Annotated in this window: 21 protein-coding genes; 19 read left to right on the top strand and 2 right to left on the bottom strand. The window is 41.0% G+C overall.

The window, feature by feature from the left end:
* Positions 1–18: 18 nt before the first annotated feature.
* Together tuaH and NX903_RS17320 are read left to right on the top strand one after the other, a co-directional pair.
* Complete coding sequence (gene tuaH, locus NX903_RS17325; protein WP_086344626.1) at positions 19–1212, top strand: teichuronic acid biosynthesis protein TuaH; 1194 nt, start codon at positions 19–21, stop codon at positions 1210–1212.
* 144 nt (positions 1213–1356) lie between these two features.
* On the top strand, positions 1357–2433 hold the full coding sequence (locus tag NX903_RS17320) for an MraY family glycosyltransferase (protein WP_003227975.1): 1077 nt from the start codon (positions 1357–1359) through the stop codon (positions 2431–2433).
* A 72-nt stretch (positions 2434–2505) separates the two neighbouring features.
* Here NX903_RS17320 and tagV read toward each other — a convergent pair whose 3' ends face one another.
* Together tagV and NX903_RS17310 are read right to left on the bottom strand one after the other, a co-directional pair.
* Entirely contained in the window at positions 2506–3690 is a 1185-nt protein-coding gene (tagV, locus tag NX903_RS17315; RefSeq protein ID WP_144486774.1) for a polyisoprenyl-teichoic acid--peptidoglycan teichoic acid transferase TagV, read from the bottom strand.
* A complete protein-coding gene (locus tag NX903_RS17310) occupies positions 3690–4343 on the bottom strand; it encodes a YigZ family protein (RefSeq protein ID WP_003227979.1) in 654 nt (217 codons plus the stop codon). Before NX903_RS17310 ends, tagV begins: the two co-directional genes overlap by 1 nt.
* Positions 4344–4559: 216 nt before the next feature.
* Between NX903_RS17310 and degS the strand changes: the two genes are divergently transcribed.
* The 17 genes from degS (at position 4560) to NX903_RS17225 (ending at position 18125) form a co-directional block, all read left to right on the top strand.
* Positions 4560–5717: a two-component sensor histidine kinase DegS gene (degS, locus tag NX903_RS17305; RefSeq protein WP_003227983.1), complete on the top strand. Its 1158-nt coding sequence runs from the start codon at positions 4560–4562 to the stop codon at positions 5715–5717.
* A gap of 82 nt (positions 5718–5799) precedes the next feature.
* Entirely contained in the window at positions 5800–6489 is a 690-nt protein-coding gene (degU, locus tag NX903_RS17300; protein WP_003219701.1) for a two-component system response regulator DegU, read from the top strand.
* 97 nt (positions 6490–6586) lie between these two features.
* Positions 6587–7432 (top strand): DegV family protein, encoded by an 846-nt coding sequence (locus NX903_RS17295; protein ID WP_086344384.1) that lies wholly within the window; start codon positions 6587–6589, stop codon positions 7430–7432.
* Positions 7433–7537: 105 nt separating this feature from the next.
* Positions 7538–8929 carry an ATP-dependent helicase ComFA gene (gene comFA, locus NX903_RS17290; RefSeq protein WP_086344383.1) on the top strand — a complete coding sequence of 464 codons (1392 nt, stop codon included), beginning with the start codon at positions 7538–7540 and terminating at the stop codon, positions 8927–8929.
* A gap of 59 nt (positions 8930–8988) precedes the next feature.
* Positions 8989–9285: a late competence protein ComFB gene (gene comFB / locus NX903_RS17285; RefSeq protein WP_015483764.1), complete on the top strand. Its 297-nt coding sequence runs from the start codon at positions 8989–8991 to the stop codon at positions 9283–9285.
* Positions 9249–9971, top strand: coding sequence for a comF operon protein ComFC (gene comFC, locus NX903_RS17280; protein WP_130572909.1), 723 nt, complete (start codon positions 9249–9251; stop codon positions 9969–9971). Before comFB ends, comFC begins: the two co-directional genes overlap by 37 nt.
* A 73-nt stretch (positions 9972–10044) precedes the next feature.
* Complete coding sequence (locus NX903_RS17275; RefSeq protein WP_003227995.1) at positions 10045–10464, top strand: TIGR03826 family flagellar region protein; 420 nt, start codon at positions 10045–10047, stop codon at positions 10462–10464.
* 80 nt (positions 10465–10544) lie between these two features.
* Complete coding sequence (gene flgM / locus NX903_RS17270; RefSeq protein WP_015384783.1) at positions 10545–10811, top strand: flagellar biosynthesis anti-sigma factor FlgM; 267 nt, start codon at positions 10545–10547, stop codon at positions 10809–10811.
* A 15-nt stretch (positions 10812–10826) separates the two neighbouring features.
* The gene (flgN, locus tag NX903_RS17265; RefSeq protein WP_014481048.1) at positions 10827–11309 is read left to right on the top strand and encodes a flagellar protein FlgN; all 483 of its coding nucleotides are present in this window, start codon (positions 10827–10829) and stop codon (positions 11307–11309) included.
* A gap of 18 nt (positions 11310–11327) precedes the next feature.
* Positions 11328–12851 carry a flagellar hook-associated protein FlgK gene (gene flgK, locus NX903_RS17260; protein WP_003228001.1) on the top strand — a complete coding sequence of 508 codons (1524 nt, stop codon included), beginning with the start codon at positions 11328–11330 and terminating at the stop codon, positions 12849–12851.
* A gap of 10 nt (positions 12852–12861) precedes the next feature.
* Positions 12862–13758: a flagellar hook-associated protein FlgL gene (flgL, locus tag NX903_RS17255; RefSeq protein ID WP_015714797.1), complete on the top strand. Its 897-nt coding sequence runs from the start codon at positions 12862–12864 to the stop codon at positions 13756–13758.
* 46 nt (positions 13759–13804) lie between these two features.
* Positions 13805–14380 carry a DUF6470 family protein gene (locus NX903_RS17250; protein WP_086344382.1) on the top strand — a complete coding sequence of 192 codons (576 nt, stop codon included), beginning with the start codon at positions 13805–13807 and terminating at the stop codon, positions 14378–14380.
* Between the two features lie 20 nt (positions 14381–14400).
* Entirely contained in the window at positions 14401–14832 is a 432-nt protein-coding gene (fliW, locus tag NX903_RS17245) for a flagellar assembly protein FliW (RefSeq protein ID WP_003228007.1), read from the top strand.
* The gene (csrA, locus tag NX903_RS17240; protein WP_003219727.1) at positions 14826–15050 is read left to right on the top strand and encodes a carbon storage regulator CsrA; all 225 of its coding nucleotides are present in this window, start codon (positions 14826–14828) and stop codon (positions 15048–15050) included. Before fliW ends, csrA begins: the two co-directional genes overlap by 7 nt.
* 144 nt (positions 15051–15194) lie before the next feature.
* The gene (gene hag / locus NX903_RS17235) at positions 15195–16049 is read left to right on the top strand and encodes a flagellin Hag (protein ID WP_015714795.1); all 855 of its coding nucleotides are present in this window, start codon (positions 15195–15197) and stop codon (positions 16047–16049) included.
* Positions 16050–16281: 232 nt separating this feature from the next.
* Positions 16282–16611, top strand: a complete 330-nt coding sequence (gene flaG, locus NX903_RS17230) for a flagellar protein FlaG (RefSeq protein WP_015714794.1) — start codon at positions 16282–16284, stop codon at positions 16609–16611.
* 17 nt (positions 16612–16628) lie between these two features.
* Positions 16629–18125: a flagellar hook-associated protein 2 gene (locus NX903_RS17225; RefSeq protein WP_015714793.1), complete on the top strand. Its 1497-nt coding sequence runs from the start codon at positions 16629–16631 to the stop codon at positions 18123–18125.
* Positions 18126–18146: the final 21 nt, after the last annotated feature.

Raw genomic sequence — 18146 nt, 5'->3', positions numbered from 1 at the left:
AGAGAAAAGGTGATGAAGGTGGAAACAAAAGAAGCAATCATTCATGTCATCGTTGCCACTGCTGAATGGGGAAAAGACCAATTGAGATACAGAAGGCACCGGCTGGCAGAATTTTTAGCTGCTCAGGAGGAAACGAAGGAAGTTATTTGGGTATGTCCGGCTCCGCGTGCCCAAGGGAAAGAGTTTCAGGAAGTCCATTCTGGCATCAGGCAATTCGCTGTCAAAGACCTGCTGCAGAAAAAAATGTTTCGTTTCGGACGATATACAGATGTCTTTTACAGACATAAGCTCTCCCCATTACTCGATGAGCTTACACCTGCTTCTGCAAACGGTGAACGCTGCTGTTTATGGTACACGTTTCCCGGATTCCCGCTGCTGTCTTCGCTGTATCCTTGGGATCAGGTCATTTATGACTGCAGTGACCTATGGGCGGCGCCGATCAGCGGCCGATCAAATCTGCTGTCTGAATTCCGGCGAAAAGTCATTAAAACGGCAGAGCTGAGAATTATACAACGAGCAGATTCAATAACCTGTTCATCAGATTATCTTCACAAGGAAGTAGACAAAAAACTGACTGCAGGACGAGAAAAGGTTCATACTGTGGAAAACGGTGTGGAGTATGAGATGTTTTCTGCAAATAAACAAGCTCCCGATCGCAGTATACTGCAGGGGAGAGAAGGAACAGTGTTAGGTTTTATCGGCGGAATTAAACCGAAGCTCGATTTTAAAATGATTGAAGAAGCCGCCCTGCAAAAGCCTGATTGGACATTTTTATGGGTTGGCCCGGATGCCACCAATGGTGACGTTTCATTTCAAGAGCTGCTGAGACTTCCAAATGTTATATGGACCGGTCCGGCAGATCCGAAAGAAGTTCCGCATTTTATGGAGCTTATCGACATTGGCATCATGCCATATAAAAAATCATCGTATAATCAAGCTGTGTTTCCGCTGAAACTATTTGAATTTTTAGCGGCAGGAAAACCTGTCGTCGGCTCTAATCTTCCGTCAACCTCAAAAATGCAAAAGCCGTATGTATACGAATATGTAGAAGGTGATCATCCAATTGATTTTATAGCAGCTTGTGAAAAAGTTCTCGAACAAAACGGAGACGAAACCTATAAAGAAATGCGCCGAAACATCGCTCGCACACAAGATTGGAATTGCTTATTTAGACAAATTATGAAATATACAGGGATTCAAAAACATGCGTAGTCCTATAAATTGGGATGCGCGTTTTTTGATTATACGTGTTTCTTTTTGATGAAGCTTGTTATAATAACTAAGGAGAAGGTATAATGGAAGGAACGGTTCTCTATATAAATAAAGACTTCATTTAATTCCAAAGGAGACTTCTTTATGCTTGACGAACGCATGATTCGCATTGTTGTTGCGTTTATTGTCTCGCTGCTGACAGTTTTAATCATAACCCCAATCGTAAAAAGGATTGCGATTAAAATAGGTGCAGTTGACCAGCCCAGCAATCGAAAAGTACATGACAAAATCATGCCCCGCATGGGCGGGCTGGCCATATTTATCGGGGTGGTTGCAGGCGTGCTTGCATCCGGTATTTACACAGAAACAAGGATGACGGCAATTACAGTCGGAGCATTCATCATTATTGTGTTAGGTATTCTTGACGATAAATATCAATTAAGTGCAAAAGTTAAGTTTTTGATTCAATTAGGTGTAGCCATTATGATTGTAAGCACCGGCTTAAAAATGGACTTTTTCTCAGTACCTTTTTTAACAGAACGATTTGAGTTAGGATGGATGGCTTATCCGCTGACGGTATTATGGATTGTCGGCATCACGAACGCAATTAACCTGATTGATGGATTGGATGGCCTTGCTGCCGGTCTTTCTGTTATCGGCCTGTCAACGATTGCTGTCATGGCGCTATCCGGCGGAAAAGTGCTCATTCTGTCACTCTCATTAGTCGTTATTGCCAGCACGCTGGGGTTTTTGTTTTACAACTTCCATCCGGCAAAAATCTTTATGGGAGATACGGGATCACTGTTTTTAGGGTATAGTATCTCGATTCTTTCATTATTAGGCCTGTATAAAAGTGTCACATTGTTCAGTATCGTTATCCCGATTATTATATTAGGCGTACCGATTTTTGATACAACATTTGCTATCATCAGGAGAATATTAAACAAACAGCCGATTTCAGCGCCTGATAAGTCGCATATTCACCATAGACTGATGGCCTTTGGCCTTTCACATCGGATGTCGGTCTTAGTTATTTATTTAATTGGATTTATTTTCAGTATCAGTGCGATTGTACTTAAAAGTGCCACAATTTGGCTTTCTTTGTTTATTATCTTCATTTTAATTATTTTTATGCAAATCATAGCAGAAGTGACAGGACTCGTGAATGAAAAATTTAAGCCGTTTACAAAGTTTTATAAACGGCTGGTGAAAAGGAATTAAAAACTCCGGCTTATGTTCCGGAGTTTTTTTCTGCGCAAAAATGCCCGATCCTTTAAAAGGACCGGGCATTTTTTAATAGGATGAATCAGTTGTTGAATTCGTTGTACTGTTGTTTGAGCTTGTGCTGCTGTCATTCGAATAGCTGCTTCCGCTCGTCGTCCCGTCAGTTGTTGTGCCAGTGCTGCCAGAACTGCCAGAACTGCTTGAGCTGTCAGTCCCGTCTGTTGCACTTCCGGTACCGGAAGTGCCAGTGCTTGTATCAGGAGTATAATCTAAATGCTCTTGAAGCGTTTTTCTGACTTTCTCGAGATTTGTAGCATCAGGTTCAAAGTAATATGTGTTGTTAGGCCCTAAATACAAATCAGAACCTGTAATGCTCAATGTGTCGATTTTTTTGCTGGTAAAGCCGCTGTAAATCTGCTGAAGCGCTAAACCTTCAGTAATGCGAATATTGGTTTCAACGTTTTCGCTGGCTTTTTCTGCGATTTTATCAATTTTAGCAATGTTGCTTGCACTTGACATGCGGTCAATCAGCGCGTTTAAGATTTGTTTTTGTCTGTCATTACGGCCAAAGTCTCCGCGTTTATCCTGTTTTCTCATCCGGGCATATGCCAAGGCTTCTTCGCCGTTCAAATGCATCTCGCCTTTTTTGAAGTAAATCCGTTTGCTTTCGTCTACGTCACTTTTTTCATCGAAATCGAAAGGCACGTCTACATCAATACCGCCGACTTCATTAATCACATCTTTAAATCCGTCAAAATCAACTGTGACATATTTATCAATCGGGATTTGCAAGAAGTTTTCAACAGTTTCAACTGTCTCATCTTTACCGCCTTTACTGTAAGCGGCATTGATCTTCGTCTTGCTTCCCGTTGTGTCACCAGCTAATTGCACACGTGTGTCACGCGGAATGCTCAGCATTTTCATGGTTTTATTTTTGGGATCCAGGGTAACAACAATAAGAGAGTCTGATCTCCCTTTTTGTCCTTTAGTCGCGTAATCCTCTATTCCCATAAATAAAATAGAAAACGGTTTTTTCTTCATGTCTACAACTTCGTTGCGAAGATTTGATTTATTCCCGCGGGATAGGGCATCGTACGATTCATCCGCAGCGTTTATGGTTTTATAAAGTTTATATCCGCCAAGCCCCACAACTACTAATAATGCGAGGACGAACAATAACATTATTCTTTTTATAATTTTCCTGCGTTTGCTCTTTTTCTTTTTTCGCACACGCACTCTAACGCGTTCAGCCATTATTCAGTCTCCTTTATGTGATTGACGGCTTTTTCAAGATACGTCAACTCTCCCTCTTTAATATCACTCTTTCCATTTGTCAGTTCTGTCATCCATTCAGAAAAAGCGTTTGTTTCTTTTTCTTCGACGTAAGTTTCGAATTCAACATTTTCTGAATAATGGATTTCCTTTAACAGAAATTGTGACTCCCTTAATTCATTTTCAATCTTGCCAAGCCATGTGTAATCTGCAGAAGTATGCATGATTCGCATAAGCTTCCGTTCTACAACACCTATATGATTTAATCCTTCAGACACTGATTTCCCATAAGCGCGAATTAGTCCGCCAGCCCCAAGCTTAATGCCTCCGAAGTAGCGTGTAACGACGGCGCAAGTATCCTTCAGTCTGCGTTTTTTTAAAACCTCGAGCATCGGTACTCCCGCTGTACCGCTTGGTTCTCCGTCATCATTGGCTTTTTGGATATGATCATTCTCGCCAATAACATAAGCCGAGCAATTATGAGTCGCATTCCAGTGCTGTTTCTTTATTTTCTGTATAAATTCCTGTGCCTCTTGTTCGGTAGAAACACGGCTTAAATGACAGATAAAACGCGATTTTTCTATAACAATCTCGTGTTCTCCTGCTTCTTTCACAGTAAAATAGCTGTGCAGCATGCTAGCTGACCCTCCTGCTAAGCATAAAAGACTGCCTATACAAATTCGTACAGTCTTTAGAATTTTTGTGCGTATTTTGGTATCATAAAGAGTAGATAGTATATAAAAATGTTTTTTTCTAGAATATACGCATTCTTTCATTATAATTCGACATAATTTGCAGATCAATTACATTTATAATAAAAATATATGACAACGCCGTGACGGAGGGAAATTATGAATAAAACAAAGATGGATTCCAAAGTGCTGGATTCTATTTTGATGAAGATGCTGAAAACCGTTGACGGGAGCAAGGACGAGGTTTTTCAAATTGGGGAGCAGTCACGCCAGCAGTATGAACAGCTGGTCGAAGAACTGAAACAAATTAAACAGCAGGTGTATGAAGTGATCGAGCTTGGCGATAAACTTGAAGTGCAAACCCGCCATGCGAGAAACCGTTTATCCGAGGTCAGCCGTAATTTTCATAGATTCAGTGAAGAGGAAATCCGCAATGCTTATGAAAAAGCCCATAAGCTGCAGGTAGAATTGACGATGATCCAGCAGCGTGAGAAGCAATTGCGCGAACGGCGGGACGATTTGGAGCGCAGATTGCTAGGGCTTCAGGAAATCATTGAGCGGTCAGAATCATTAGTAAGCCAAATTACAGTTGTGCTCAACTACTTGAATCAGGATTTGCGCGAAGTTGGACTGCTTCTTGCTGATGCTCAGGCAAAACAGGATTTCGGCTTAAGAATTATTGAGGCGCAGGAAGAAGAGCGAAAAAGAGTCTCAAGAGAAATCCATGACGGACCCGCTCAAATGCTGGCGAATGTTATGATGAGATCGGAATTAATCGAGCGGATTTTCCGTGACCGGGGCGCAGAGGACGGGTTCCAAGAAATTAAAAATCTACGCCAAAATGTTCGGAATGCCCTTTACGAAGTGAGAAGGATTATATATGATTTAAGACCGATGGCCCTTGATGACCTAGGCCTGATTCCAACTTTAAGAAAATATCTATATACAACCGAGGAATATAACGGGAAGGTCAAAATACATTTTCAGTGCATTGGAGAAACAGAGGATCAGAGGCTAGCGCCTCAGTTTGAGGTTGCGCTCTTCAGGCTCGCACAGGAAGCTGTGTCTAATGCGCTAAAGCATTCTGAATCTGAAGAAATTACAGTCAAAGTTGAGATCACAAAGGATTTTGTGATTTTAATGATAAAAGATAACGGTAAAGGGTTCGACCTGAAGGAAGCGAAAGAGAAGAAAAACAAATCATTCGGCTTGCTGGGCATGAAAGAAAGAGTAGATTTATTGGAAGGAACGATGACAATAGATTCGAAAATAGGTCTTGGGACATTTATTATGATTAAGGTTCCGTTATCTCTTTGACTATGATTTGTAAAATAGAGCCAAAAGGCATATTGACCGAATGCTAGAGTATATAGAACAATAATACAAGGAGGCGTGGCTTGTGACTAAAGTAAACATTGTTATTATCGACGACCATCAGTTATTTCGTGAAGGTGTTAAACGGATATTGGATTTTGAACCTACCTTTGAAGTGGTAGCCGAAGGTGATGACGGAGACGAAGCGGCTCGTATTGTTGAGCACTATCATCCTGATGTTGTGATCATGGATATCAATATGCCAAACGTAAATGGTGTGGAAGCTACAAAACAGCTTGTAGAGCTGTATCCTGAATCTAAAGTAATTATTCTATCAATTCACGATGACGAAAATTATGTAACACATGCCCTGAAAACAGGTGCAAGAGGTTATCTGCTGAAAGAGATGGATGCTGATACATTAATTGAAGCGGTTAAAGTAGTGGCTGAGGGCGGATCTTACCTTCATCCGAAGGTTACTCACAACCTCGTTAACGAATTCCGCCGCCTTGCAACAAGCGGAGTTTCTGCACACCCTCAACATGAGGTTTACCCTGAAATCCGCAGACCATTACATATTTTAACTAGGCGGGAATGTGAAGTGCTGCAGATGCTTGCAGACGGAAAAAGCAACCGCGGTATTGGTGAATCATTGTTTATCAGTGAGAAAACCGTTAAAAACCATGTCAGCAATATTTTACAAAAAATGAATGTAAACGACCGGACGCAAGCCGTTGTGGTCGCCATTAAAAATGGCTGGGTAGAAATGAGATAGTATAATAGGAGACTTGCCTTTTTCTAGGCAGGTCTTTTTTTAGGCTGCCGTTTCCCTTACAATAAAGTTATAAAGCAATAAGGCAGGTATCGAAGCTATGAATATTGCAGTCGTAACAGACAGCACGGCATATATTCCGAAAGAAATGCGTGAACAACATCAGATACATATGATCCCTCTCCAGGTTGTTTTTGGGGAGGAGACTTACCGTGAAGAAATTGAGTTGGACTGGAAAAGCTTTTACGAAGAAGTGAAAAAACATAATGAGCTCCCGACGACTTCTCAGCCGCCAATCGGCGAGCTGGTTGCGTTGTATGAAGAGCTTGGCAAGTCTTATGATGCGGTTATCAGTATCCATCTTTCCAGCGGGATCAGCGGAACATTCAGCAGTGCAGCAGCGGCTGATTCGATGGTCGACAATATTGATGTGTATCCATTTGACTCAGAGATCAGCTGCTTGGCTCAAGGCTTTTATGCCCTTAAAGCTGCTGAATTAATCAAAAACGGAGCATCCTCGCCGGAAGATATTATAAAAGAACTGGAAGAAATGAAAAAAACAGTTCGAGCTTATTTTATGGTAGATGACTTAGCTCATCTTCAGCGCGGCGGGCGATTAAGCAGCGCCCAAGCCTTCATTGGTAGTCTTCTAAAGGTAAAGCCTATCCTTCATTTTGACAATAAGGTAATTGTGCCTTTTGAGAAGATTCGCACACGTAAAAAAGCAATTTCGCGAATTTATGAGCTTTTAGACGAAGATGCGAGTAAAGGGCTGCCTATGCGAGCTGCTGTTATCCACGCTAATCGAGAGGAAGAAGCAGCGAAAATCATTGAAGAGCTTTCTGTAAAATATCCTCATGTTGAATTTTATAACAGCTATTTTGGCGCGGTAATCGGCACTCATTTGGGTGAAGGTGCGCTAGGAATTTGCTGGTGTTTTAAATAAGGCCAAATCTCCGTTTTTAGAGCGGAGATTTTTTTATATTCCTATTTTGATTGTTGGACAGAAAATATTCATTCAGGCATACTGTCTCGAAAGGAGGCGTGCTATGTGAATGTGCCAGTTGAAAAAAACAGTTCCTTTTCAAAAGAATTGCAGCAGACGCTTCGAAGCCGTCATTTGCTCAGGACTGAGCTCTCATTTTCCGATGAGATGATTGAATGGCATATCAAGAATGGATATATCACTGCTGAAAATTCTATATCCATAAATAAACGGAGATATAGATGTAATAGGTGCGGACAAACTGATCAGCGGTATTTTTCTTTTTATCACTCATCTGGAAAGAATAAGCTGTATTGCCGTTCCTGTGTCATGATGGGCAGAGTGAGTGAGGAGGTTCCTTTATATTCATGGGAAGAGGAAAATGAACCAAACTGGCAGTCAATTAAACTGACATGGGACGGCAAGCTTTCAAGCGGACAACAAAAAGCCGCCAATGTTTTAATTGAAGCAATATCAAAAAAAGAAGAGCTCCTCATCTGGGCGGTTTGCGGCGCTGGCAAAACAGAAATGCTGTTTCCTGGTATAGAATCAGCGTTAAATCAAGGACTGCGTGTATGTATTGCAACACCTCGCACCGATGTTGTATTAGAGCTTGCTCCAAGACTCAAGGCTGCCTTTCAGGGTGCTGACATTTCAGCGCTTTACGGAGGAAGCGATGACAAAGGGCGGCTATCTCCGCTTATGATTTCCACTACGCATCAGCTTTTGCGATATAAAGATGCAATCGATGTTATGATCATTGATGAAGTTGACGCTTTTCCATATTCTGCTGATCAAACCCTTCAATTCGCTGTTCAAAAAGCAAGAAAGAAAAACAGCACCCTCGTTTATTTAAGTGCAACACCTCCTAAAGAATTAAAAAGAAAAGCACTGAACGGACAGTTACATTCAGTTCGCATCCCCGCAAGACACCACCGGAAACCTTTACCCGAACCGCGCTTTGTATGGTGTGGAAACTGGAAGAAGAAATTAAACCGAAATAAAATTCCGCCAGCGGTGAAAAGATGGATAGAGTTTCATGTAAAAGAAGGGAGGCCTGTTTTTTTATTCGTTCCTTCCGTTTCTATTCTGGAAAAGGCTGCTGCGTGCTTTAGAGGTGTTCATTGCCGAACCGCATCTGTGCACGCGGAAGACAAGCATAGAAAGGAGAAAGTGCAGCAATTCAGAGATGGTCAGCTCGATTTATTAATCACAACAACAATACTGGAAAGAGGCGTCACAGTCCCCAAGGTGCAAACGGGTGTACTAGGAGCGGAATCACCTATTTTTACGGAAAGCGCACTTGTTCAAATTGCAGGAAGAACCGGCCGGCATAAAGAATATGCGGACGGCGATGTCATTTACTTTCACTTCGGCAAAACAAAGAGTATGCTCGATGCAAGGAAGCATATAAAAGAAATGAATGAATTGGCAGCAAAAGTTGAATGTACAGACTAGCCATTATTTGAAAACGTGGTACAGTATACTCATATAACCGATGATGAGGAGCTGTAAAAATGCTTGTCAATTCAAAAGAAATCGTAATGAAAGAACTGCTCGACCGATATATGGACCAGCTTCATATGGCCTGTACTTGCCAAGTATGCCAAAACGATGTATTGGCACTTTCTTTAAACAAAGTGAGTCCATCCTACGTTACTGATCTTAAAAAGATCGCATATACGAAAGCTGAGCTGGTAGATAAACAAAAAAACACAGCAATGCTTGTCATTTTGGCTGAATCTGCTGCTGTAGTTTCAGAGAGTCCAAGCGATTTATGTCAAACGAAGCAGGAGGAGGCATTCATAAACTGATCTGTTTATTATGTGATTCGCAATTTTCTCAAGATGTTACATGGAGAGCCCTTTTTTTATTAAAGCCTGATGAAAAGGTTTGTTATTCTTGCAGAAGCAAATTAAAGAAAATCACAGGACATATCTGCCCCCTGTGCGGCAGACCTCAATCTGTTCATGCCGTATGCAGGGATTGCGAGGTGTGGAGAACAAGGAGCAGAGACAGTTTGCTATTGCGTCAAAACCGTTCAGTTTACACATATAATGATATGATGAAAGAAACGCTCTCCCGTTTTAAATTTAGAGGAGATGCAGAAATCATAAATGCATTTAAAAGTGATTTTTCTTCAACCTTTTCTAAGGTTTACCCCGATAAGCATTTTGTTCTTGTACCTATTCCGCTGAGCAAGGAACGGGAAGAAGAGCGCGGATTTAACCAGGCACAGCTCTTGGCAGAATGTTTAGACCGGCCTTCCCACCATCCCCTCATTCGCCTGAATAATGAGAAACAGTCAAAGAAAAAGAAAACAGAACGCCTGCTATCAGAGCGCATTTTTGATACAAAAAATAATTCAGCAGAAGGTATGGATATCATTTTAATAGACGATCTTTATACAACAGGCGCCACCTTGCACTTCGCAGCCCGCTGCTTATTAGAAAAAGGAAAAGCCGCTTCAGTGTCATCTTTTACCTTGATCAGAAGCTAAATGATTCTGTTTTTATGCCGATATAATCACTAGAAATTGACACAGGCATATTATCTAATAAGGAGAAAAAAAGATGGGAGAACTGGCTAATTGTCCGAAATGCAATGCTTTATTTTTAAAAACAAAGCTGCAAACCGTATGTCAGGCGTGTATTAAGGAAGAAGAAAAATCATTTGAGACTGTCTATAAATTTTTAAGAAAACAGGAAAACCGGCAATCAACTTTGAGCCGGATAACTGAGGAAACAGGTGTGGAAGAAGAGCTGATATTGAAATTCATCAGGCAGAAGCGAATTCAGATCACTCATCTCCCTAATTTGGCATACCCTTGTGAAAGGTGCGGGACATCGATTAGAGAAGGCAAGTTCTGCAAGGCTTGCCAGTCCGATATTAAGGATCAAATGGATCATTTGAACCACGAGGATGCTCTGAAAATCGAGAAAGAAAATAGTAAAAAAGACACATACTATGCCTATAATACCAAAAACAGCTGATTCCCTAAACTAACTGAAGACGCAGTCGATAAAAGGGTTAAGATTGTTTAAAGACTGCAACGGAAAGCGAGAGGAATCCTATGAAAATCAATCAATTTGGAACACAATCCGTTAATCCATATCAAAAAAATTATGATAAGCAAGCGGTGCAAAAAACTGCTGCACAGCCTCAAGATAAAATTGAAATTTCATCACAGGCTAAAGAAATGCAACATGCATCCGACGCAGTCGCTGGTTCACGACAGGAAAAAATTGCACAGCTTAAAGCGCAAATTGAAAACGGGTCATACAAAGTAGACGCAAATCATATCGCGAAAAATATGATTAATTTTTATAAAAAGCAATAAAAAAGGAGAAAGCCCATGTCAGCGAAGGCAATTATTGAACAATTGAAGCGACTTTGCGTTCTGCATGAGCACCTGCTCACGCTGTCTGAAGAAAAGACGGAAGCGCTCAAAGCCGGCAAAACAAAAGAGCTTTCTAACATTTTGACAAAAGAGCAAAAATATATTCAAGCGATCACGCAGACAGAAGATGACCGGATCAAAACAACTTCGGCCTTTCTCGGATATAGCGAAAATAATACTATTTCCGCATGTATCGCCAAAACCTCAGGCAGTGAAAAGGAAGAGCTGGAACAACTATACGAATCTCTTTCTCAAGTTCTCGGACGTCTGAAAAAAGTAAATGAGATGAATAGGCAGCTGACAAGAGACGCGCTGCAATTCATCTCTATTTCGTACGATATGCTGGTTCCTAAGGAAAATAACTTCAATTACAGCAAATCAATTAAAGCTGAGCTGCCGAAAAGCAGCCAAATGAAACTGTTTGATTCAAAAGCTTAGCAGAAAGGAATTCAGAAAATGACATCTACCTTTATGGGGCTTGAAACTGCAAGGCGGGCGTTAAGCGCTCAGCAGGCAGCTTTAAGCACTACTGCAAATAACGTGGCAAATGCCAATACTGATGGTTATACAAGACAGCGGGTCTCATTGGAGGCAACTGACTATTTCCCTGCTGTATCCAAAAACGCAGAAAAAACAGCGGGACAAATGGGTACGGGCGTTCAAGGAAAATCAGTTGAGAGAATAAGAGATATCTTTCTTGACTACCAATACCGTCTTCAAAACAACAGTGCCGGATACTATGACACGAAGGCCAAAGCGCTGTCCCAAATGGAAGGCGTTTTAAATGAAACGGATGACAGCGGCTTGAACAGTGTGCTCAATTCGTTTTGGAACTCCCTGCAGGAATTATCGAATAATACAAATGAAGAAAGTGCACGTTCTGTTGTTGCTCGAAAAGGACAAGCTGTAGCTGAAACGTTTAATTATATTTCTGAATCACTTACAAATGTCCAATCGAATTTAAAAGCAGAGCTAAATACAACTGTGTTGGATGTCAATTCTCTGCTTTCTCAATTAAACAGTTTAAATAAGCAAATTGCACAAGTAGAGCCGGTCGGGCTTCTTCCGAATGGTTTATATGACCAGCGAGATTTGCTGATCGATAAATTATCCTCAATGGTTGATATCAAAGTCAGCTACAACAAATCAGGCGGGAATGCGCTTGCTTCTGCTGAAGGAACTGTATCAATTGAAATCCTCGATAAAAATAAACAGTCGCTAGGAACTGTTTTGGACGGTAAAAATTACGAGGTTTCAGAACTTGCAGCCAACTATGATAATGAAACTGGGTTAGTATCAAGTATTTCAATCGGAGATACAGCTGTGCAGGCGGAGTCCTTCAGCAGCAAGGGATCCCTTTTAGGATTTATAGAGTCCTACGGGTATATAACAGCAGACGGCCAAGAAAAGGGCGTATACCCGGAAATGCTTTCTGATCTTGACAATATGGCGCTTGAATTCGCGAAAGCTTTCAATGAAGTGCACAGAAATGGTGTGACCAAGAGCGGTGAACAAGGCGGAGACTTTTTTGATTTTACTGGCGGTGAAACTGAACCTGCCAAGGGCGCGGCGGGCAAGATCAAAGTGGCTGACAGCATAATAGATTCAAAAGGCGCAAACATTGCTTTCTCACTGACTGGTGCAGCCAACGATAACGCAAATGCTACAAAACTAGCAAATGTTTTAACCGGTAAAATTACTATTAACGGTAAAGAAACTAGTGTGTTAGATTATTATGCTGGTCTGATTGGCGAGCTAGGGATAGAAGCTCAAGAGGCTAATCGACTGGCGTCTAATACAGAAACACAGCTAAATGATGCTGACATAAACCGTCAGCAAATGAGCGCAGTTTCTTTAGACGAAGAAATGACGAATATGATTCAATTCCAACACGCATACAATGCAGCTGCAAGAATGGTGACTTTACAAGACGAATTGCTTGATAAAGTGATCAATGGCATGGGTGTTGGAGGAAGGTAGGTAGAGTCACATGAGAGTAACACAAGGCATGATACAGCAAAACTCACTGAGATATATCGGTTCGAGCTACTCGAAACTGGATAAACTCCAGTCGCAGATTTCTTCAGGGAAAAAAATCTCAAAAGCTTCCGACGATCCTGTAGTAGCAATGAAAAGCTTAAAGTATAATACGCAACTGTCTCAAGTGCAGCAGTACAAAAGCAATGCTTCTCAAGCCTTTACCTGGCTCGAAAACACAGAAACAAACATTACAGAAGGAATTGACATCTTGTCAAAGGTCAGAGAATTAGCGGTTGAAGCTCAAAATGATACAAACGGCGAGTCGGAGCGGCAAGCGATTGGCGTAGAGGTAAAGCAGTTAAAGGAACAGCTTTTAAATATTGCGAATACACAAGTGAACGGCAGATATATCTTTAATGGCACAAATTCAGATAAGCCTCCGGTTACAGATAACGGAGACGGAACTTATACAATTTCTGATACAGCTGATGTCGTAGTCAATATATCAAATAATATGTCATTGAAAGTGAATTCAGACCCAAAGTCAGCTTTTGGAGGCACTTCTGAAAGCGGGCAGAATGTATTTGAAATGCTTGATTCTTTTGAGAAAGCACTAAATTCTGGTTCGCTAGATGGCATGGACAGTGTTTTAGATGATATTGATCATTTTTCTGACGGCATGAGTGCTGAACGATCTGATCTTGGAGCGAGATATAATCGTCTTGAATTGGTTAATACAAGACTTTCAGCTCAAGAAGAAACAGCTACCAAAGTGTTGTCAGACAATGAAGATGTAGAGCTGGAAGAAGTAATAACTGAATTTATTGCGCAGCAAAGTGTGCACAGGGCAACTCTGGCTGTTAATGCGCAAATTGTTCAGCCTACATTGATTGACTTTTTAAAGTAAGCGGCTCTTAGGAGTTCGCTTTTTTTATAGTTCAGGAGGTAGAGTGATGCAGATTCCCAGATTGATTATGCATAGTGTTCAAGGGAAAATAGGTTTAACAACGACGCCCGCCAGCTTAAAAATGGAGCAGCCGCAAGCCGATCTTGAGATCCAACAGCCGAGTGCGGAAATGGAAATATCGGTGACACCTGGAAAACTCACGATTGACCAGACACAAGCATGGGAAGAATTAGACAGAAAGCATGTTTTCAAGAGAATTGAAGAAGCCGCCCAACAAGGGCATGAGGATGTAATGGAGGGAATAGCGCGTACTGCAGAAGAAGGCGACGAGCTTATGAGGATTGAAAATAAGGGTAACCCAATCGCTTCACAAGCAAGGAGGAACTCTGAAATGCACCAAATTCAATTAGGCGAAAATTATGCTCCTTCTCTATCTAGGGTGAAAATACAATATACTCCGTCACAGCTTGATGTTCAGATTACGCCGCGAAAGCCTGATATTCAGGCTGAGCCGCATAAGCCAATTGTTGAATATACGCCAGGAAATGTTAAGGTTGACATGCTCCAATACCCTGATTTAAATATAGATGTAGAATACCCGAAAGAATCACCCGAAAAGTAAAAAGAAAAGGATCGTGAACAATGATCATTCATACGAAGTACCATGGCCAAATGAACATAAAAGAAGAACAAATCATTCTTTTTGAAAGCGGGATTCCAGGCTTTTTAGAAGAAAAACAATTTGTCATACTTCCGCTTTCAGAAGACTCTCCATTCGTGGCACTGCAGTCCGTCACTTCAGAAAATCTTGCGTTTATCGTCGTAAGTCCGTTTATCTTTTTTAAGAATTATGAATTTGATCTTGATGAATCAACTGCTGAACTTTTGGATATCGATAATATTCAAGACGTAGAAGTCATGACAATATTGACTATGGCAGAGCCATTCGAAAAGTCTACTGCGAATTTATTGGCTCCCATTATTGTGAATCGCAAGAACATGATGGCTAAGCAAGTCGTTTTACACGACTCCTCATATACGACAAAGCATCCGATTGGAGGAGAATCATGCTAGTTTTATCGCGGAAAATAAACGAAGCGATTCAAATAGGTGCTGATATTGAAGTAAAAGTGATTGCGGTTGAAGGGGATCAAGTGAAGCTTGGAATTGACGCCCCAAAGCATATTGATATTCACAGGAAAGAAATTTACTTGACCATTCAGGAAGAAAATAACCGTGCAGCAGCGTTATCCAGCGATGTGATCTCCGCATTATCCTCACAAAAAAAGTGAGGATTTTTTTATTTTTGTATTAACAAAATCAGAGACAATCCGATATTAATGATGTAGCCGGGAGGAGGTGCAAAAGACTCCGCCAGTTACAAAATAAGGGCACAAGGACGTGCCTTAACAACATATTCAGGGAGGAACAAAACAATGAGAATTAACCACAATATCGCAGCACTTAACACACTGAACCGTTTGTCTTCAAACAACGGTGCATCACAAAAAAACATGGAGAAACTTTCTTCAGGTCTTCGCATTAACCGTGCGGGAGATGACGCAGCAGGTCTTGCGATCTCTGAAAAAATGAGAGGACAAATCAGAGGTCTTGAAATGGCTTCTAAAAACTCTCAAGACGGAATCTCTCTTATCCAAACAGCTGAGGGTGCATTGACTGAAACTCACTCTATTCTTCAACGTGTTCGTGAGCTTGCAGTACAAGCAAACAATACTGGTACTCAAGACGGTACTGACTTAGGTGCTATCCAAGAAGAGATCAAATCTCTACTTGAAGAAGTTGGTGGTATGACAGGTGGAAGTAAAGGTATCTCTGACAGAACTGAATTTAACGGTAAGAAGCTCCTTAATGGCGACTTTGCAACTGACAAATTAACATTCCAAATCGGTGCAAACGCAGGGCAGCAACTTGCAGTTAATATCGGTGATATGAGTGCAACTGGACTTGGAGTTGCTGGTATCGATGTTACTGCATTCAAAGATGATGCAACAGCATTTGATACACAACTTGGTTTAATTGATACAGCGATCAACAATGTATCTACTCAACGTTCAAAATTAGGTGCGGTACAAAACCGTCTTGAGCACACAATCAATAACTTGAGCGCTTCTGGTGAAAACCTGACTGCTGCTGAGTCTCGTATCCGTGACGTTGACATGGCTAAAGAGATGAGCGAGTTCACAAAGAACAACATTCTTTCTCAGGCTTCTCAAGCGATGCTTGCTCAAGCAAACCAACAGCCACAAAACGTACTTCAATTGTTACGTTAATTTTAAAAAAGACCTTGGCGTTGCCAGGGTCTTTTAATTTATATTTCTATCTCCGAATCATTCCTCATCCTGTCACTAACTCATGATATAATAACCGGATTCTCCACTAACTTTTTATAAATGTATTTCCAAACAAGAAATCTAAAACAGAAGATTTTTTTCCAAAAATATGTGTAATCTTATCTCCATTTAGTCGATATAAACGATAGATTGGGGCATAGGGGATGATCAATTGAACATTGAAAGGCTCACTACGTTACAACCTGTTTGGGATCGTTATGATACTCAAATACATAATCAGAAAGATAATGATAACGAGGTTCCTGTTCATCAAGTTTCAGATACCAATCTTGCTGAAATGGTGGGGGAAATGAACAAGCTTTTGGAACCTTCGCAAGTTCATCTGAAGTTCGAGCTTCATGACAAGTTAAATGAATACTATGTAAAGGTAATAGAGGACTCTACAAATGAAGTGATCCGCGAAATTCCACCAAAACGGTGGCTTGATTTTTATGCGGCTATGACTGAATTTCTTGGGTTATTTGTAGATGAAAAAAAGTAGAATAGGAGTGGTTTGAGATGGTCACAAGAATAACAGGTTTGGCGTCAGGAATGGATATAGATGATATTGTATCAAAGCTGATGCAGACAGAAAGAGCCCCGCTTGATAAGCTGAAGCAAAAAAAGCAGACTCTTGAATGGCAGCGTGACAGCTATCGTGAAGTCAATACAAAAATAAAAGAATTGCAAGATTATATGTCTAAAAATACGTTGACATATCCTAGCACGTATCAGAGCAAAACTGTGACAAGCTCTAATGAGTCTGTGTTAACTGCTACAGGAAGCGCAAGTGCACCAAACTCTTCTTCTACTGTTGAAGTGGCGAGCTTGGCAACCGCAGCAACGTATAAGGCAAACAATTATACGGGATACACTCAAGGCGATTACAATTTGGCATTTAACGTTGTTGCGCCTGGCGAAACAACGGCAAAAACAGTGAACATTAGTGTGACGAGCGCCGATACGATTGATAATGTGATTTCTAAACTTAACAGCTCAGATCTTGGAGTATCAGCTTTTAAAGATAAAATTTGGAATGGTACAGAGTACGTAGAAACAATTGCGTTTTCTTCTAAAGCAACAGGTGCAGGGGGCAGTATACAGGCAGCAGACTCTGCTACAGCTGACTTTATGTCCGGTCAGCTTGGTTTTTCTTTGGATGCTGATAATAAGCTCACTGCTTACAAAGAAGGCACAAATGCCAAAGTCACAATCAACGGCTTTGAAATGGAGAAGCTGACAAACAATTTCACGGTGAATGGTGTTACTTACTCGATTAAAAATACAACAGCAGCCACAGGCCCTGTTACCACATCTGTTTCTACTGATGTTGACGGGATTTATAACCAAATCAAAGAGTTTGTAGATAAATACAATGAAATGGTTGACAGCCTGAATGAAAAGCTGAAAGAAGAAAAATACCGAGACTATACTCCGTTGACAAGTGAACAAAAAGAAGCCATGTCCGATAAAGAGGTAGAGCTCTGGGAGGAGAAGGCGAAAAGCGGATTGCTTAGAAATGATTCCAGCATCAGCACCGGCACGAACCAAATGCGGACTGACTTTTATACTCAAGTTAATGCGGATGGGAAAACCTATCAATTGACAGAATTCGGCATAACAACCTCAAGTGCTTACCAAATGCGGGGGCATTTAGAGATTAATGAAGACAAACTGAAAGCCAAAATACAAGAAGATCCGCAAAGCGTTGCGGCTTTATTTACAAGTGGGTCGAACAGCAGCGCCTATAGTGATAAAGGGATTATGAAACGCATCGGTGACACCCTGAAAAGTACGGTGAAGAGCATTGAAGCAAAAGCCGGCAACTCGACAATGGGAACCAATGATTATTCAATCGGTAAAAATTTAAACACGATCAGCACAGATATTACCAAAATGCAGGACCGGTTGACCACAATAGAAAACCGCTATTATACAAAATTCAGTGCAATGGATTCTGCGATTCAAAAAATGAACGAACAAGCGTCCTATTTATCACAGCTTCTTGTACAATAAATGTAATTTGGAGGATGACAC

The sequence above is a fragment of the Bacillus sp. FSL R5-0576 genome, from assembly GCF_038004765.1.
Classification (GTDB): Bacteria; Bacillota; Bacilli; order Bacillales; family Bacillaceae; genus Bacillus; species Bacillus subtilis.
The sequence above is the reverse complement of the archived record's forward strand: the minus strand, read 5'-3'. Positions and strand labels throughout refer to the sequence as shown.

Bases quoted from the DNA above. Each gene is read 5' to 3' on its own strand.
- NX903_RS17320 (WP_003227975.1), top strand. From the start codon at position 1,357: ATGCTTGACGAACGCATGATTCGCATTGTTGTTGCGTTTATTGTCTCG.
- tagV (WP_144486774.1), bottom strand. From the start codon at position 3,690: ATGGCTGAACGCGTTAGAGTGCGTGTGCGAAAAAAGAAAAAGAGCAAA.
- NX903_RS17310 (WP_003227979.1), bottom strand. From the start codon at position 4,343: ATGCTGCACAGCTATTTTACTGTGAAAGAAGCAGGAGAACACGAGATT.
- degS (WP_003227983.1), top strand. From the start codon at position 4,560: ATGAATAAAACAAAGATGGATTCCAAAGTGCTGGATTCTATTTTGATG.
- NX903_RS17295 (WP_086344384.1), top strand. From the start codon at position 6,587: ATGAATATTGCAGTCGTAACAGACAGCACGGCATATATTCCGAAAGAA.
- comFB (WP_015483764.1), top strand. From the start codon at position 8,989: ATGCTTGTCAATTCAAAAGAAATCGTAATGAAAGAACTGCTCGACCGA.
- comFC (WP_130572909.1), top strand. From the start codon at position 9,249: ATGTCAAACGAAGCAGGAGGAGGCATTCATAAACTGATCTGTTTATTA.
- NX903_RS17275 (WP_003227995.1), top strand. From the start codon at position 10,045: ATGGGAGAACTGGCTAATTGTCCGAAATGCAATGCTTTATTTTTAAAA.
- flgM (WP_015384783.1), top strand. From the start codon at position 10,545: ATGAAAATCAATCAATTTGGAACACAATCCGTTAATCCATATCAAAAA.
- flgN (WP_014481048.1), top strand. From the start codon at position 10,827: ATGTCAGCGAAGGCAATTATTGAACAATTGAAGCGACTTTGCGTTCTG.
- flgK (WP_003228001.1), top strand. From the start codon at position 11,328: ATGACATCTACCTTTATGGGGCTTGAAACTGCAAGGCGGGCGTTAAGC.
- flgL (WP_015714797.1), top strand. From the start codon at position 12,862: ATGAGAGTAACACAAGGCATGATACAGCAAAACTCACTGAGATATATC.
- NX903_RS17250 (WP_086344382.1), top strand. From the start codon at position 13,805: ATGCAGATTCCCAGATTGATTATGCATAGTGTTCAAGGGAAAATAGGT.
- fliW (WP_003228007.1), top strand. From the start codon at position 14,401: ATGATCATTCATACGAAGTACCATGGCCAAATGAACATAAAAGAAGAA.
- csrA (WP_003219727.1), top strand. From the start codon at position 14,826: ATGCTAGTTTTATCGCGGAAAATAAACGAAGCGATTCAAATAGGTGCT.
- hag (WP_015714795.1), top strand. From the start codon at position 15,195: ATGAGAATTAACCACAATATCGCAGCACTTAACACACTGAACCGTTTG.
- NX903_RS17225 (WP_015714793.1), top strand. From the start codon at position 16,629: ATGGTCACAAGAATAACAGGTTTGGCGTCAGGAATGGATATAGATGAT.